At 69.5% G+C, this 16,683-nt stretch carries 14 protein-coding genes; 12 read left to right on the forward strand and 2 right to left on the reverse strand.

The features are described from left to right. Positions 1-61: 61 nt before the first annotated feature. Positions 62-2,428, reverse strand: a complete 2,367-nt coding sequence (locus ASD77_RS11450; protein WP_055941629.1) for a hypothetical protein — start codon at positions 2,426-2,428, stop codon at positions 62-64. Between the two features lie 489 nt (positions 2,429-2,917). Here ASD77_RS11450 and miaA point away from each other — a divergent pair, with 489 nt between their 5' ends. From miaA to ASD77_RS11480, 6 genes are all read left to right on the forward strand, one after another. Further along, positions 2,918-3,874: a tRNA (adenosine(37)-N6)-dimethylallyltransferase MiaA gene (gene miaA, locus ASD77_RS11455; RefSeq protein ID WP_055941631.1), complete on the forward strand. Its 957-nt coding sequence runs from the start codon at positions 2,918-2,920 to the stop codon at positions 3,872-3,874. 163 nt (positions 3,875-4,037) lie between these two features. Then, positions 4,038-4,316 (forward strand): RNA chaperone Hfq, encoded by a 279-nt coding sequence (gene hfq / locus ASD77_RS11460; protein WP_055941633.1) that lies wholly within the window; start codon positions 4,038-4,040, stop codon positions 4,314-4,316. A gap of 34 nt (positions 4,317-4,350) precedes the next feature. Next, positions 4,351-5,691, forward strand: a complete 1,341-nt coding sequence (gene hflX, locus ASD77_RS11465; protein WP_055941635.1) for a ribosome rescue GTPase HflX — start codon at positions 4,351-4,353, stop codon at positions 5,689-5,691. 224 nt (positions 5,692-5,915) lie between these two features. After that, positions 5,916-7,040, forward strand: a complete 1,125-nt coding sequence (hflK, locus tag ASD77_RS11470) for an FtsH protease activity modulator HflK (RefSeq protein WP_055941637.1) — start codon at positions 5,916-5,918, stop codon at positions 7,038-7,040. Then, positions 7,037-7,900: a protease modulator HflC gene (hflC, locus tag ASD77_RS11475; RefSeq protein ID WP_055941639.1), complete on the forward strand. Its 864-nt coding sequence runs from the start codon at positions 7,037-7,039 to the stop codon at positions 7,898-7,900. Before hflK ends, hflC begins: the two co-directional genes overlap by 4 nt. A 94-nt stretch (positions 7,901-7,994) precedes the next feature. Further along, positions 7,995-8,180, forward strand: coding sequence for a DUF2065 family protein (locus tag ASD77_RS11480; protein ID WP_055941641.1), 186 nt, complete (start codon positions 7,995-7,997; stop codon positions 8,178-8,180). A gap of 352 nt (positions 8,181-8,532) precedes the next feature. On the opposite strand, the gene ASD77_RS11485 is transcribed toward ASD77_RS11480, so the two are convergent. Beyond that, a complete protein-coding gene (locus ASD77_RS11485) occupies positions 8,533-8,889 on the reverse strand; it encodes a DUF559 domain-containing protein (protein WP_055941643.1) in 357 nt (118 codons plus the stop codon). Between the two features lie 526 nt (positions 8,890-9,415). Here ASD77_RS11485 and ASD77_RS11490 point away from each other — a divergent pair. The 6 genes from ASD77_RS11490 (at position 9,416) to ASD77_RS11515 (ending at position 16,588) form a co-directional block, all read left to right on the forward strand. After that, positions 9,416-10,708: an adenylosuccinate synthase gene (locus ASD77_RS11490; RefSeq protein WP_055941645.1), complete on the forward strand. Its 1,293-nt coding sequence runs from the start codon at positions 9,416-9,418 to the stop codon at positions 10,706-10,708. A 240-nt stretch (positions 10,709-10,948) separates the two neighbouring features. After that, on the forward strand, positions 10,949-11,257 hold the full coding sequence (locus ASD77_RS11495; RefSeq protein WP_235578527.1) for a hypothetical protein: 309 nt from the start codon (positions 10,949-10,951) through the stop codon (positions 11,255-11,257). A 140-nt stretch (positions 11,258-11,397) separates the two neighbouring features. Continuing rightward, positions 11,398-11,715, forward strand: a complete 318-nt coding sequence (locus tag ASD77_RS18505; RefSeq protein WP_235578528.1) for a hypothetical protein — start codon at positions 11,398-11,400, stop codon at positions 11,713-11,715. 224 nt (positions 11,716-11,939) lie between these two features. Next, entirely contained in the window at positions 11,940-12,245 is a 306-nt protein-coding gene (locus ASD77_RS11505; RefSeq protein WP_235578529.1) for a hypothetical protein, read from the forward strand. A gap of 213 nt (positions 12,246-12,458) precedes the next feature. Beyond that, positions 12,459-15,488: a sensor histidine kinase gene (locus ASD77_RS11510; protein ID WP_156383609.1), complete on the forward strand. Its 3,030-nt coding sequence runs from the start codon at positions 12,459-12,461 to the stop codon at positions 15,486-15,488. Between the two features lie 200 nt (positions 15,489-15,688). Beyond that, entirely contained in the window at positions 15,689-16,588 is a 900-nt protein-coding gene (locus tag ASD77_RS11515) for an alpha/beta hydrolase (protein WP_055941649.1), read from the forward strand. The last annotated feature ends 95 nt before the right edge of the window (positions 16,589-16,683 follow it).

Genomic DNA, 16,683 nt, shown 5'->3' on the forward strand with positions numbered 1-16,683 from the left:
AGGTCCGTCATGTGCGTCGCCGGCCATGGCGACGCAGGATCGGGCACCCCGCCTGCGGTGATCAACGCACCTGCTGGCCGGGCCGGCTGGCTGGCGGCAGTTCGCGAGCCAGTCGCACGTCTTCCAGCCATGCCGCCGTGAGCGTCGCACCGTCGTCGCGGGTCGACACGGCGGCCGCGCCTGCGGTCGGCGGTGCCGCCGATGCCGATCGGTTCGGCACCAGCGACTGCGAGCCGTTGACGCGGATCGGGCTCTGCGAGTTCTGCTGCTTCCACTGGCGCAGCAGGGCGCGCAACGCTTCCGGCTTGTTGGTGGCTTCGACGCGGCCGACCTGGTTGGAACTGTTCTCGCCGTGGCAGCCGGCACAGGTACGGATTTCGCCCGCCTGCATGGTCACCCACACGCGCTCGCGCACCACCGGCTCGCCGCTGGCATCGGTGGTCTGCCAGGCCAGTGCGCGGTTGGCCGGCACGAACACGGCGGTGGAGCCGTCGGCGGCGATCTTCGTGCTGCCCGCCGGTCCGTTGGGATTGGCGACGTTGTGGCTGCTGTTGGCCATCGGCTGGGCCAGCACGCGACGTCCGGGCTCCACGCCGGGGTAGCCCCGCACCTGGTTGCCCTGCAGGATCTGGTAGTGGCTGATCGGATAGACCTTGCCGCTGGCCTTGGCGGTCTTCACGCCGCCGGGCACTTCCAGGTTGAAGGGTTGCTGCAGGTCGCCGCGGTCGCGGCTGGTCTGGTTGCGGGTGACGATCAGCGACAGGTTGTTCGTCTTCAGCCAGTTGCGCAGCGCGGCTTCGTCGACCTGTTCCTCGGCGAGCACGGCGCGCTCGGGCGCTTCCAGCGTCCAGCTGCCGGCGCTCGGGCGCGGACGCGCGACCACTTCCACCGGCTCCACTTCCCACAGCAGGCCGTCGAAGCTCCTCAGGACGTCAGGACTCCACCAGGAGATCGACTTGCGGACGCCTGCGGTCAGTGCACTGTTGGCCACCAGCATGTTCGATGCATCCGTCCGCAACTGGTACAGCCGGAACTGCGTGTCGGTCTGCACCATCGGGCTGGTCGTGTAACTGGCCAGCAACTGGCCGGTACTGATCGGCAGCGGATTGCGGAAGCGGCCCGCGGTCAGGCTGTTGCTGACGGCGGCAGGCGAGGCGTCCTCGAAGACCATCTGCTCGGCATTGAGCGTCGGTGCGCCAGTGAAGCGCACGATCTGGTCGCTGGTCAGCGAGCCGAACTCGCGCGCATAGATGCCGTAGTACGTGCCGGGCGTGCGGGGATCCTCACGGATCTGGAAGATGCCACCGTCGTTGCGGATGTACTTCTTGTTGGCGATGATCGAGGTGTTGGTGTTGTCCGACATCGCGGTGTCGGTGGCGAACGAACGCTCGATGTAGCCGAACATCAGCTCGTGCCGGCCGATGTGGTTGAGCGTCAGTTCCTCGGTGCCGTCCTGGTTCATCTGCCAGGGCGTGAACAGGTTGAAGGTGAAGGCGTTCACCCTGCCGTAGGCCGTGGACGTCTGGCCGAGGCGCGATTCCGGGAAGTTCTCGGCCTGGCGGCCGATGTTGGCGGCGCCGGCGGCTTCGCTCGCATAGTTGGTGGCGCCGAAGGTGCCGGCGTCCGCCTGCTGGTCGCGTTGCAGGTGGTCCCAGCGGGTGAAGATCACGCGTCCGTAGCTGTCGATGGTCGGCGAGAAGGCGCCGCTCGGGGTGTGGTTGAGCAGCCGCAACTCGCCGCTGGCGGGTGTCAGGCTGTACAGGCCCACGAGCGTGGGCGTGCTCTCGTATTCGTCCAGCTGCGGGTAAAGGTGCGCTTCGCCGGTGCGCGGCCGGTCCGAGGCGAACAGGATGCGGTCGTCGCTGGCGTACAGCGGCGAGACGTTGTTGTACGCCGTCGGCTGGCCGGCGACCTTGGTGATCACCGCCACCTGGCCTTGGGCCAGGTTGGTGACTTCATAGAGCTGCCAGCGCACGTTGATGCCTTCGTACTGCCGGGTCGGTGCGCCCACCAGCATGCTGAAGACGGCCTTCTTGCCGTCCCAGTGCACCGTGGGTTCGCGCACAGCGATGGCATTGGCGCCTTGCCGGCCTTCCATGCCGAAGCCGGCTTCCTTGGTGAGGTTGCGCAGCGAACCATCGGGATAGCGGATCATGAGGTCGCCGCCGCGCGGTACCGAGGTCATGTCCGTCATGTGGTTGGCGAACGCCGCCAGCCGCCCCGCGAAGATGTCGCCCGCGGTAGGCACCTGGGTGACGAACATCACCGGCGTGCTGATTGCCGTGGTGGCGACGGCGGCCGAGGCGGCCACGCGGGCGCCGGAGGCCTGCGCGATGGCGGCAGGCGGCGCGGCCGCCGCACTGGCGGCGTCGGAGTCGAGCGGCAGGTCGCTGCCCTCGCAGGCAGACAGCAGGGCGCACGTCGCCAAGACCAGGGACGGGATGCGGAGCCTTCCAAGCGTATTTCGGATCATGCGGGTCTGCGTCTTCGGGGAGGAATGACGTGCACGTTGCCTGCTGTCGCAGCCATGCCGGGCGGCATGCCGGAGACGCAAATACCATGCGGTAGGTTTCGCAGCAGATCGTCACGCACCCCGCAAGGTGCCCCCGTCGATCACGGTGGAGAGAGCAATCCAGCCAACCCTCCACGCGCGATGGAAGGATATCTACGTTTACTCAAATAGCCAGACACAGTTGTCGATATCGGGCAATGCGGCACACTTAATCCGCATCGCCGTCGTTTACTGCGACGCGGGTTTTAGTGGGAATCTGCGCGTGCTCACGCTGCGTCACGGGCGCGGTTCGTGTCGATCCTTGGGGCGGATGGAAAGGCGGGGCAGTCCGCAGTCCATCGGCACCGCGTGGTCCCGGCCTCCAACGGAACCGCCCCCGGCCAGGTGCGGATGCGAGAATGGCGCATGCCGCTCGACCCACGTCCCCTCGCCATCGCCATCATGGGCCCGACCGCATCGGGCAAGACGGCGTTTGCGCTGGAGGTGGCCGAGCGCTTCGGCGGCGAGATCGTCAGCGTCGATTCGGCGCTGGTCTACCGGGGTCTCGACATCGGTGCGGCCAAACCCACGCCGGACGAACAGGCCCGCGTGCCGCACCACCTGCTCGATGTGCGTGACCCCTGGCAGGCGTATTCGGCCGCCGAGTTCGCGTACGACGCGCGCCGTGCGATGGACGACATGGCCGCGCGCGGTCGCCTGCCGGTGCTGGCGGGCGGCACCGGGCTGTACTTCCAGGCGCTGCTCGAAAGCCTGGCCGCGATGCCCGCCGCCGATGCCGCACTGCGTGCCGACATCGCCGCGCAGGCACAGGACCGCGGCTGGCCCGCCCTGCATGCCGAACTGGCCCAGGTCGATCCCGTCGCCGCCGCGCGCATCCACGCCACCGACCCGCAGCGCATCCAGCGCGCGCTTGAAGTGTTCCGGCTGACCGGCAAGCCGATCAGCCAGTGGCAGCAGCAGGCGCGTGGTGCGCGGCTGCCGTTCCGGGTGCTGAAGCTGGTGCTGGCGCCCACCGACCGCAGCGTGCTGCACGCACGCATCGCGCGGCGCTTCGACCTGATGCTCGCGCAGGGCTTCCTCGACGAAGTCCATCGCCTGCGCGCGCTGCCCGGGCTGCAGGCGGTGGCCGCGCCGCTCGACCTGCCGGCGGTGCGCGCGGTGGGCTATCGCCAGGCCTGGGAATACCTGGACGGGCAGGGCGATGCCGCCGACTTCCGCGAGCGCGCCATCGCCGCCACCCGCCAACTGGCCAAGCGCCAGCTCACCTGGCTGCGTGGCGAACTTGATGCCCGCTGGTTCGATCCGGCCACCGAGCGTGCCCGCCTGGATCAGGCCTTGGCGCTGTTCCTGCCCGCATCGTGACCCGTTCGGCCCGCATTCGCCGGAATTGGGACCGGTTGCCTGACTCGGCAACGCCCTGCGGGGCCGATGTTGTGTAACATCGGGGCTCCGGGACGACAGGGGAGCAGTTCGTCGGTCCGGCTCGGCACTACATACCTATAAGAACGCAAGGCGGGAGTACGTCATGTCCAAGGGGCAATCCCTGCAGGATCCTTTCCTGAATGCACTGCGGCGCGAGCGCGTCCCGGTGTCGGTCTACCTGGTCAACGGCATCAAGCTGCAGGGCACCATCGAATCGTTCGACCAGTTCGTGGTCCTGCTGCGCAACACGGTCAGCCAGATGGTCTACAAGCACGCGATCTCCACCGTGGTGCCGGCGCGCAACGTGCGCGTGGGCCCGGGCGGCGGCTACGTGCAGCAGGGTGACGAGGACGCCGACGGCGGCGACGACGAAACCGCGTGATAATGCGTGCCTCGATTGAAGAGGCACGACCCCATTGTTTGAAAGATCCCGCAAGGGCGAACATGCGCTGCTGATCCAGCCGCATGCGGGCGGCCGTCCCGACGACGGCCTCACCGAAGAGTTCAGCGACCTGGCCCGCTCGGCCGGCGCCACCGTCGCCGCGCTGCTGACCGCGCGCATCGACCGTCCCAATCCCTCCACGCTGATCGGCAGCGGCAAGCTGGAGGAAGTGAAGGCGGCCGCCGACGCCACCGGCGCCGATCTGATCCTGGTCAATTTCCCGCTCTCGCCGGGCCAGGAGCGCAACCTCGAGAAATTCCTCGAACGCCGCGTGCTGGACCGCACCGGGCTGATCCTGGACATCTTCGCCCAGCGCGCGCGCAGCCACGAAGGCAAGCTGCAGGTGGAACTGGCGCAGCTGCGCCACATGGCCACGCGCCTGGTGCGTGGCTGGACCCACCTGGAGCGCCAGCGCGGCGGTTCCATCGGCCTGCGCGGTCCCGGCGAAACCCAGCTGGAAACCGACCGCCGTCTGCTGCAGAAGCGCGTCGAACAGCTGCAGAAGCGGCTGGAGAAGGTCGAGGTGCAGCGCACCCAGATGCGCCGTGCCCGCGTGCGCAGCGAACTGCCGCGCGTGGCGCTGGTCGGCTACACCAATGCCGGCAAGTCCACCCTGTTCAACGTGCTGACCGGCGCCGAGGCCTACGCGGCCGACCAGCTGTTCGCCACGCTCGACCCGACCGTGCGCCGCATCGACCTGCCCGGTGGCGCGGTGGTGCTGGCCGATACCGTCGGCTTCGTCCGCGACCTGCCGCACGAACTGGTCGCCGCGTTCCGCTCCACCCTGAGCGAAGCGCGCGAGGCCGACCTGCTGCTGCACGTCATCGACGCCGCCGACCCGCACCGCGAGGAGCGCATCGCCCAGGTCGACGAGGTGCTGCAGGAGATCGGCGCCGGCGACCTGCCGCAGATGCTGGTGTTCAACAAGATCGACCGCATCGACGGCGCCGCCCCGCGCCACGACCAGCCCGATCCCGGCGTCGACGCCGGCGACGCACCCAGCGCCGGCATGGGCCGCGAGCGCGTCTGGCTGTCGGCGCGCGACGGGCAGGGCATCGACCTGCTCAAGGGCGCGCTGGCGCAGCGGCTGGGCTTCCAGCGCGTACGCGGCGAACTGCACCTGCCGGCGAATTCCGCCCGCCTGCGCTCGCGCCTGCATGCGCTGGGCGCGGTGCTGGCCGAGGACTTCGAAGAGAACGGCTGGCGCGTCACCCTCGACCTCGCCCTGGCCGACGCCCAGCGCCTGGCCTCGCAGGCCGGCGGGCATCCGCTGGAAGCGCTGCTGCCGCAGACCGAGCGGGAAGACTGGCAGTAAGGGTGTCTGCATTGGTTGTTGTGGGAGCGACGTAAGTCGCGAATGGCGTGTGCATGGACTTGGGCTGGGTCGGTAAAGCCATCGCGACTTACGTCGCTCCCACAACAGGGCTCAGGGGCGGCCCATGACCTCCCGGCCTTGCCTCCCGGTCGGGCCGCCCCTATCTAGTAGAATCGAAACCTGCGCCGGCCCCGGCCGCGCGAATCTTCCAATACGGAGTGGGCATGGCCTGGAACACCCCCGGCAGCGGCAGCGGCGGATCTGGCAACAACGGCAACCGGAACAATAGCTGGAAGCCGCGCAACCCGCAGGGAGGCGGCGGCATCGGTGACGTGGTCGAACGCCTGCGCGGCCTGTTCGGCGGCATCGGCGGCGGCAATCCGCTGCGCTGGGTGCTGCTCGGCATCGGCCTGCTGGTGCTGTTCTCCAGTTTCCAGCTGATCGGCGAACAGGACCGCGGCGTGGTGCTGCGCTTCGGCCAGTACGCGCGCACCATGCAGCCGGGCCCGAACTTCAAGTTCCCCTGGCCCATCGAAAGCGTCACCAAGGTCAACGCCACCGGCGTGCGCACCTTCAGCAACAGCCTTCCGGTGCTGACCCGCGACGAGAACATCATCACCGTCTCGTTCAACGTGCAGTACCGCGTCGGCGATCCCAAGCTGTTCCTGTTCGGCACCACCGACGCCACCCGCGTGCTGGAACAGACCGCCCAGAGCGCCGTGCGCGAAGTGATCGGCCGCTCCGACCTGGATGCCGCCCTGAACAACCGCGGCCCGCTGTCGGCCACCGCCGGCACCGCGCTGCAGGCCTCGCTGGAGGCCTACCGCACCGGCCTGGTCGTCACCGAGCTGAGCCTGCAGGACGCGCGTCCGCCGGAAGCGGTCAAGCCGGCCTTCGACGAGGTCAACAGCGCCCAGCAGGAAAACGAGCGCGTGGTCAGCCAGGCCCGCGCCTACGCCGCCAAGATCGTGCCCGAGGCGCGCGGCGACGCGCAGCAGATCCGTACCCAGGCCGAGGGCTACAAGACCGCCGCCATCGCCCGCGCCACCGGTGATGCGACCCGCTTCTCGCTGCTGCTCGACGAATACCGCAACGCACCGGAAGTCACCCGCAAGCGCCTGTGGCTGGATACCGTGCAGCAGGTGCTGGCCGGCAACCGCAAGGTGGTCGGCGGCGACAGCCGCCAGCTGATCTACGTGCCGATGGGCAACAGCGCCCAGGCCGCGGCGCAGCCGCCGGCCGGCGTCATTCCCACCGAGGTGCTGCCGCAGGTCGAAAGCACCCCGTCCAGTTCCCGCAATTCGGCGCGCACACCCCGCCCGGCCGGCCGTGAGGAGGCGCAGCCATGAGGAATTCCCTGATCGTCGGCATCGCCGTGGCCCTCCTGCTGGGCCTGATGGGCTCGGTCTACATCGTCCGCGAAGGGCAGGTGGGCCTGGTGCTCAACCTCGGCCGCGTGGTGCGCAGCGAGATCGGCCCCGGTCTGCATTTCAAGCTGCCGCTGGTCGAGACCGCCCGCGTGTTCGACCGCCGCTTCACCGCCAACGAGTTCCCGCCCGAGCGCTCGCTGACCTCCGAGCGCAAGGATGTCAGCGTCGACTTCATCGCCATCGGCTTCATCGTCAATGCGGCCGACTTCTACCGCGCCACCGGCGGCCAGTCCGAACTGGCCACCGAGCGCCTGGCCCCGATCATCAAGGAATCGCTGCGAAACGAGATCAACTCGCGCACGCTCACCCAGCTGGTGTCGGGCAACCGCAACGAGCTGATCGAGAAGCAGCTGCCCGCCATCAACGCCGGCGCCAAGAACCTGGGCATGCAGGTGGTCGACATCCGCTTCAAGCAGATCGATCTGCCCACCGACAGCGAAGTCATCGACCAGGTCTACAACCGCATGCGCGCCGAGCGCTCGCAGGTGGCCAGCGCCTTGCGCGCACAGGGCGCCGAGCAGGCCCGCATCGTCGAGGCGCAGGCCAACCGCGATGTCGCGGTGCTGCTGGCCGAGGCCGAACGCGATGCACAGAAGCTGCGCGGTGAAGGCGACGCCGAAGCCGCCCGCATCTATGGCACCGCCGCCAACCGCGACCCCGCGTTCTACGCCTTCCAGCGCAGCCTGGAGGCCTACCGGACCTCGTTCAAGGACGGGCAGGGCGTGATCGTGCTGGACAAGGACGACCCGTTCCTCCAGTACATGCGCAGCGACCGCTGAGCCGTCACCACCGGCCGCCCGAGGGCGGCCGGTGTCGTTCCAGCCCTCCGTCTTTCATCGCCCCGCGCCGCGTCGCGGGTCCGGGAGTCCCTCCATGTCCGACCTCTGGTCCGCCCTCTGCCTGGTCGCCATCCTCGAAGGCCTGGTGCTGTTCGCCATTCCCGCCGGCTGGAAGCGCGGCGTGATGCAGTTGCTGCAGATGTCCGACGGCCAGGTGCGCGCCGTGGGCGGATTCATCCTGATCTTCGGGCTGACGTTGCTGTGGGTGGTGAAGCGCTGAGGGTGTCTGCGTTTGCCTGATCCGGGTGGGAGGCATTGCGTGCGGCTAGACATTCGCTTGAACGGATGGGAAAGCGCCCCTCATCCGCCTTCGGCGCCTTCTCCCCGCTGCGCAGGGAGAAGGGGGAGGAGCCGGGCGCGCCTGGCGCTTCCTTTTCCCCTCGTGCGGGGAGATGGGAGACCCTGAGCAGGCGCGAGGAAGAAGGTGTCGCCGTGAGCTTCTCCTTCTCCCCGCTAGCGGGGAGAAGGTGCCCGAAGGGCGGATGAGGGGCAGCTCTTTGCGCAGCCCCTGCAGTTGCGCGCCCTTCTCCCCCGCCTGCGGGGAGAAGGTGCCCGGAGTGCCTGCCCCGTACTTAATAAAGGGGCGGATGAGGGGCGAGCGCGGCGGTGATCGCAGTCAGCACAACATTCGTCTCGCGCAGTACGTCATCGTTCCAGAACCTCAGCACCCGGTATCCCTGCGTTTCCAGAAAGCGTGTACGCGCGCCATCGTGACGCTGCTGCGTCAAATGCTGGCTCCCATCCAGCTCAATCACCAATGCGGCTTCCAGGCAGGCAAAGTCGGCGAAGTACGGCCCAATCCGATGTTGCCTTCTGAACTTCCGTCCCAACAGGCGGCGGTCGCGCAGGTGCTGCCATAGCACGCATTCGGCTTCGGTCTGGTCACGGCGTAGGCTACGCTCGCGTTGGTGGTTTCGGGTGCTGCGCATGGGGCTGCCTCCTGTGGGTGGGAGCAGCCTGCTGGGGAGGCGTGGCGGAGCACATCGGGGATTGGCCCGGGGGCGGATAGGAAAGCGCCCCTCATCCGCCTTCGGCACCTTCTCCCCGCTTCGCAGGGAGAAGGAGATGACCCGGCGCGCCTGGCGGTTCGTTCTCCCCGTCTGGGAGGGGAAGGGAGAGCTTGAGCAGGCGCGAGGTGAAGAGGGCCCGCCGTGAGCTTTTCCTTCTCCCCGCTGGCGGGGAGAAGGTGCCCGAAGGGCGGATGAGGGGCCGCTCTTCGCGCGATTCCCAACGCCCCCACCATCCCCACCAGGGTAGCCCCCGTCCCCCTAAACCCGGATAATGCACAAAAGCCGGATGGGCTCCCTGCGTGGGAAGTCCGCCGGCTTTTTCCGTGTCTGGGCCTGGCGTGGCGGGCGGCTCCCCGATGGAGTCTGCCGGCGGCAACGGCGCCGTGGACCAGCACGACCCTTCCGGTGGCCCCGATGGCCGCCAACAATCGAGGAGTTACCCGTCATGGGTCAGTCAGTCGTCGTTCTCGGCGCCCAGTGGGGCGATGAAGGCAAGGGCAAGATCGTCGATCTGCTCACCGAGGAAATCGGAGCCGTCGTCCGTTTCCAGGGCGGCCACAATGCCGGCCACACGCTGGTGATCGGCGGCAAGAAGACCGTCCTGCACCTGATTCCCTCCGGCATCCTGCGCCCCGACGCGCTGTGCCTGATCGGCAACGGCGTGGTGCTGTCGCCGGCCGCGCTGATCAAGGAAATCGACGAACTGGAATCGGCCGGCGTGGAAGTGCGTTCGCGCCTGAAGATCTCCCCGGCCACGCCGCTGATCATGCCGTACCACATCGCCCTGGATCAGGCGCGCGAGAAGGCCGCCGGCGGCAAGGCCATCGGCACCACCGGGCGCGGCATCGGCCCGGCGTACGAGGACAAGGTGGCGCGCCGCGGCATCCGCGTGGCCGACCTGCATTACCCCAAGCAGCTGGAAGAACTGCTGCGCACGGCGCTGGACTACCACAACTTCGTGCTCACCAAGTACCTGGGCGTGGAAGCGGTCGATTTCCAGAAGACCTACGACGAAGCGCTCGCCTTCGGGGAATACGTGCAGCCGATGAAGTCCGACGTCGCCGGCATCCTGCACGACCTGCGCAAGCAGGGTAAGCGCGTGCTGTTCGAGGGCGCACAGGGTGCGCTGCTCGACATCGACCACGGCACCTATCCCTACGTCACCAGCTCCAACACCACCGTCGGCGGTGCGTTCGCCGGCACCGGCGTGGGTGCGGATGCGATCGATTACGTGCTGGGCATCTGCAAGGCCTACGCCACGCGCGTGGGCGGCGGTCCGTTCCCGACCGAACTGGATGACGACGTGGGCCAGGGCATCCGCGACCGCGGCCAGGAATACGGCGCCTCCACCGGCCGTCCGCGCCGCTGCGGCTGGATGGACATCGTCGCGCTGAAGCGTGCCGTGGCCATCAACGGCATCTCCGGCCTGTGCATCACCAAGCTCGACGTGCTGGACGGCATGAAGACGCTGAAGATCTGCATCGCCTACGAATACCGCGGCAAGCGCACCGAATACGCGCCGCTGGATGCCGGCGGCTGGGAGGAGTGCACGCCGGTCTACCTGGAATTCCCGGGCTGGGACGAGAACACCCACGGTGTCACCGAGTGGGACAAGCTGCCGCCGGCCGCGCGTGCCTACCTGCGCGCGCTGGAAGAACTGTCCGGCTGCCCGCTGGCCATCGTCAGCACCGGCCCCGACCGCGACCACACCATGGTGCTGCAGGATCCGTTCGCGTAACCCGCTCTACGTTCAGGTGGGTACTGTCCTGTGACACGACAGTAACGCGACTAATCAGGGGTGCACGGAATGCACGCCGCAGCGAAAGGAAGCCCCGCGAACGCGGGGCTTTTTCTTGCGGCACGCACGGGCCAGGGTTCTCCCGGTTCCGCGCCCGCACCATCCATCCCATCGATTGCGCCTGTGTCGGCACGCCCGTGCCGTCCGACCGTGCGCGCCTGTTTTGTGGAGCTTTGCCGCATGTCCGAGTTGAATCATCCGACGGACGACGTCCTGCTGCTGGACGCCTCCGTTGCCCCGCCCTACATCATCGACCGCCGCGAACCGCTGCCCCGCCACGACGCCGACAAGCTGCGCGCCGGCCTGACGCGTGCGCAGCTAGCCACGCTGACCTCGCTGGAGAGCTTCCGCTGGCGCCTGGCCTTCGTGCGCCGCCCGGTGTTCCAGGCCCCCATCCCGGTGCTGTTCGACCGCAACAACGAGCGCTACATCGTCATCCGCGAAGACGGCACCCTGGACGAACAGCCCACGCTGAAGCTGCGCGACTGAGCGGGCGCGTGCGCTGCGGCGCGTTGCAGGCCGGCGCGCGCCGTTCCGGCACAGCTCTTGCAACGCGCTGGCGACCCTAAAAGACGGCCGCGCGCGGCCGTTACCGCTGACAGGTGTCGCCGTTATCGCTGGAGTTTCCTATGTATCGCAATGCCGCCCGAGCCGCCGTCATCACCGGACCCTGGCCCGTCTCCCCCCCGGCCAGCCGGCCGACCGCCCCCGAGCGCCGCAAGGCCGCGGCCGCGCAGCAGGCCGACGCTCTGCGCGCCGGTCTCACGCCCGCGCAGCTGATGACGCTGGAAGCGCTGGAGATCTTCCAGTGGCGCCTGGCCTTCGTGCGCCGTCCCCTCTTCCAGACCCCCATCCCGGTGCTGTTCGACCGCGAGGAAACCCGCTACGTGGTCATCGAAGAAGACGGCACCCTCAACGAACAACCCACCCTCCAGCTCCGCGCCTGACTGCGCCGTTCCTTCTCCCCGCAATGCGGGGAGAAGGTGCCGATGAGCCTGCCCCGTACTTGATACGGGGCGGATGAGGGGCAGCTCCTAGCCCCTTCACTGAACAAATCCCCCACGCCAGCCCCACATCCTCACGTTCCGTTCCGCACCGCCGATACACGGTGTACCCACGCGCGTGCCCCTGGCGCGCGCCTCTGTCCACGCCATCAGGAGCCCCTCACCCGATGTCGGATCCCCATCGCCCCCGCGATACCCAAGCGCCGGACACCGCCGGCAACCCTCCCCGCAGTCCGGAGCGTCGGAAGGGCGCCCCGAAGATGGACCACGCCACGCTGCTCGCCGGCCTCACGCCCGCGCAGCAGGCCACCATCCACACCATGGAAACCTTCCACTGGCGCCTGACGTTCGTCCGCCGCCCCCTCTTCAAGACCCCCGTCCCCGTTCTGTTCAACCGCGAAGGCGACCGCCATGTGGTGGTCAACGAGGACGGCACCATCGATGAGCAGCCGGCGTTGACGTTGCGGGATTGAGGCCGCCGGTCCTGACACGGTGCAATCACGCGCCTGGTGTGAGCCGGCGCGCGCGGCCCCATGCCCGTCACGCCACGCCGCGTCGCCGGCTTTCGGAAAAGCGGGTAAGCACCCGCTGTATCTTGCCCACGCCATCCACCTACCCGAATTGGGGAGGCGCGGCGTCCTCGCAGGCCGCATGGATACACGCTGGCCGGGATCGGGGACGACGGCGTGTCGACGGGTTCACCCTGCACGTGGAGGAGGCGCTTCTGGCTCGGGCCGATCCTGGGCCTGCTGTGGCTGCCTGCGCTGTTCGCCGCGGCGGCACCGCAGGAGGGGATGGACTACCACCGCAGCACATGGACCCAGCGCGACGGCGCGCCGCCGGACATCTGGGCGCTGACGCAGGATCGCAGTGGACCGCTCTGGCTGGGCACCGGCGTCGGCCTTTACCAGTTCGACGGCCTCCGCTTCGAGCGCTACAACCCGCCGCAGGGCCAGGGATTCGCCTCCAGCAACATCACCGCCCTGCTCAGCGACCGCCGGGGCCGGCTGTGGATCGGCTTCTATCCGGGCGGCATCAGTACGCTGGACCAGGGCACGCTGCGTCACTACCCGCCGTCGCCGCACCTGCCGTCCGGCCTGGTGATGCGCATCGTCGAAGACCGCGCCGGCCACATCTGGGTGGCCTCGTTCACCGGCCTGTACCGCTTCGACGGCCAGGACTGGCGACGGATCGGCGCGGACACCGGCTTCCCGTACGCCTACGCCGATGACGTGATGCTGGACTCGCAGGGCACCCTGTGGGTGACCGCCGGCAACACCTTGATGAACCTGCCGCCGGGCGGTGCACGCTTCGTGCCCACCGGCATCGCGACCGGGCTCTACACCTCGCTGCTGGAAACCCCCGGCGGCGCGCTGTGGGTCTCGGACGGCGCGCATGGCACGCGCTCGCTGTCGCTGGCGGCGCCGGACGCGCCGCAGATGCCCGGGTTCGGCCATTTCGCGTCGATGCGGCTGGACCGCCAGGGCGCCTTGTGGGGCACGGACCGGCGGCGCGGCGGGGTGGTGCGGGTGGCGCGGCTGGATGCCTTCGCGCGCGGCCACGCGCTGCGCGAGCAGGACGCCAGCGCGATCATCCGCGAGCGCAACGGCCTGGCCTCGGACCGGGCCATTCCGCTGCTGGCCGATCGCGAGGGCAACATCTGGGTGGGCACCAACATGGGCCTGCATCGCTTCCGTCCCAGCAGCGTGCAGGGGCTGCAGGACGAGCGGCTGAGCCAGGACGGCGTGTACGGCATGGCGTTCTCCGCCACGCACGGCCTGCTGGTGTCCAGCGAGCGCCAGTTGTACCGCGTCGATGGCAAGACCCTGACGTGGCTGGCCGAATCCCCCGGCAAGCGGATCTACGCCGTGCAGGCCGTGGGCCCGCACGTCTATCTCGCGACCTGGCAGACCGTGTACCGGTACACGCCGGCGGGTCTGCGCGACCTGGACGTGCCGGGCACGGGACCCCTGGGCGCCGTGACCGGCGACGGCGCCGCGGGCCTGCTGGTGATGCGCGAAGGCGATGGCCTGTACCACTACGACGGCACCGCGTGGCGCCGCGTGGGGGCCGGCCTCATTCCCGCGCGCGGGGCCACCTCGCTGCTGCGCGACACCGACGGGTCGGTCTGGATCGGCTACACCGGCAGCCGCCTCGTGCACTGGCGCAACGGCGCCCTGCGCGCGTTCGATGGCGGCGACGGTCTGGACATCGGCACGGTCTCGTCGCTCGCGCGCGTGGCCGTCGGCCTGCTGGCCGGCGGGGAGAACGGCGTGGCGCTGCTGCGCGATGGCCAGGTGCATGCGCTGCAGGCCAACGACCGGACGCGCCTGAACGGCATCACCGGCATCCACGCCGGCCGTGGTGGCGGGGTCTGGTTGAGCGGCGTCAACGGCGTGCTCCAGGTGCCCGCCGACGTGCTGGCGCGCGCGCCGCGCAGCGGCCATCTCGACGGCCGGCTGTACGACACCGCCGACGGCATGCCCGGCATCGCGCAGCAGTCCGCGCTGGCCTCCACCATCGTGGCCGACGGCACCGGCCGTCTCTGGTTCACCACCAACCAGGGGCTGGCGATGATCGATCCGGCCCGGCGCCACTACAACCCGGTGGTGCCGACGGCCAGCATCCGTGGCCTGGCGGCGGGATCGGTGGACTACGCGCCGCAGGACGGGCGCGCGTTCGCGCCCGGCACGCGCGACATCCAGATCCGCTACGGCACCAGCAGCCTGGCCTATCCCGAGCACGTGCGCTTCCGCTACCGGCTCGAGGGGTTCGACGAGGCCTGGCAGCAGGCGGGCAACCGTCGCGTGGCCTACTACACCAGCCTGGCGCCGGGCGATTACCGCTTCCAGGTGCAGGCGGCCAACGAGAGCGGGGTGTGGAGTCCGCAGAGCGCCACGCTCGCCTTCTCGGTGGCGCCGCATTTCGTTCAGACGTGGTGGTTCGTGGCGGTGTGCGGGCTGAGCCTGGCCGCAGCCGTCTACGCGGCCTGGCAGTGGCGGTTGCGCCGGGTGTCGCAGCGCATGCGCATGCGGTTCGAGGAGCGCCACCGCGAGCGCGAGCGCATCGCGCGCGAGCTGCACGACACGCTGCTGCAGAGTTTCCAGGGGCTGCTGTTGCGTTTCCAGGCCGCCGCCAGCGGGCTGTCCGGCGACGATCCGGTGCGGGTGGCGCTGGAACAGGCGATGGACCGCGGCGAGGAGGCCATCGTCGAGGGGCGCGAACGCGTGCATTCGTTGCGCATCGCCGAGGCGTCGGTGCAGGAGGCGCTGCCGGCGGCGTTCATGCGGCTGGGGCGCGAGCTGGCGCAGGTGCATCCGGCGGTGTTCGAGGTGACGGCGGACAGCCGGTTGCCGCCGCTGGATCCGGTGGTGCGCGACGAGGTGTACTGGATCGGTCGGGAGGCGCTGTGCAATGCGTTCCGGCATGCGCAGGCGCGGCGGATCGAGGTGGAGATCCGCGCGGTCGGCGGCAAGGTGGTCTTCCGCTTCCGCGACGATGGGCGCGGCATCGCCGAGGAGGTGCGGCGCCGGGGCGCGCGTGCGGGCCACTGGGGGCTGTGCGGCATGCGCGAGCGCGCGGCCGACATCGGCGCGGAGCTGCGCATCACCAGCACGCCGGGGCAGGGCACGCAGGTGGAACTGGCGATCGCGCGGGGCGCGCGGGTACGGGCGCGGCGCCGCGGGCAGGCGAGGGACCGCGACGTCCCGGCATGAAGCGCCGCGCCGGCGCCTGCGGCCCCCCATCCGGGTGACGCCGCGCTCCCACGCATGCGGCATGACGGCCAGGCGCACGGCGCGCACCGTGGTGTCCGGGCCGGCCGGCGCCGTGCGACGGGGCAGGGCAGGCGCCGCGCCTGCCGGCATGCGATCGCTGGCGTGCGCCCTTCCGCCACCGCACCGACACGAGGGTTTCCATGCGCAGCATCCTCCTTGCCGTTCTCCTTGCGACCGCCGCCGTGGCGCTCTCGCCCGCGCAGGCCTCCGATGCGCTGCGCGCGCCCACGCAGACGGTGGCGGTGGGCGCCGACACGGTGGCCTACCGCACGTTCGGCCAGGGCACGCCGCTGCTGCTGGTCAACCGGTTCCGCGGCACGATCGACACGTGGGACCCGGCGTTCCTCGATGCGCTGGCGCGGCACCACACGCTGTATGTGTTCGATCTGCCGGGCATCGGCCATTCCACCGGCACGCAGCCGGATTCGATGGAGAGCGGGGTGAAGCTGCTCGACGGGCTGGCCGATGCGCTGGGGCTGGAACGGTTCGACCTGTTGGGCTGGTCGTGGGGTGGGCTGTTGGCGCAGGCGTATGTGATCGACCGGCCGGGCCGGGTGGAGCGGTTGGTGTTGTTGGCCACCAATCCGCCGGGCAAGAACGACATTCCGTTGCAGCCGGCGTTCCTGGAGCGCGCGCTGAAGCCGGTCAACGATCTGGCCGACGAGGAGGTGCTGTTCTTCGAGCCGGCCTCGGCGCTCAGCCGTGAACGGGCGAAGGCCTCGCACGTGCGTATCCGCCAGCGGGCGGGGGTGGAGGCGCATATCCCGGCCACGCAGGCGCAGTTCGATCGGTACTTCAAGGCGGCCGGCGGGTTCCATGCGGATGCGGCGGACCGGCGCGGCCAGCTGACGCGGCTGGCGTTGCCCATCCTGCTGGTCGCCGGCGACCACGACACCAGCACGGCGGGGCAGAACTGGTTCCCCCTGATCGGCGCCCTGCGCGATACCCGCTTCGTGTTCTATTCGCAGACGGGGCATGCGCCGCATCACCAGTACCCGGAGGAAGTGGGGGAGTTGGTGACGGATTTTCTCAGGTGGTAGGCGGGGCAGCGCTTCGTCCGGTCTTCTGACATTAGCCGGCGCGTCCCGAGGGCATCCCTGGGTACGCCATGCTGCTCAAGGGAGTGAATACCGTG

Source organism: Pseudoxanthomonas sp. Root65, assembly GCF_001427635.1.
Taxonomy (GTDB): domain Bacteria; phylum Pseudomonadota; class Gammaproteobacteria; order Xanthomonadales; family Xanthomonadaceae; genus Pseudoxanthomonas_A.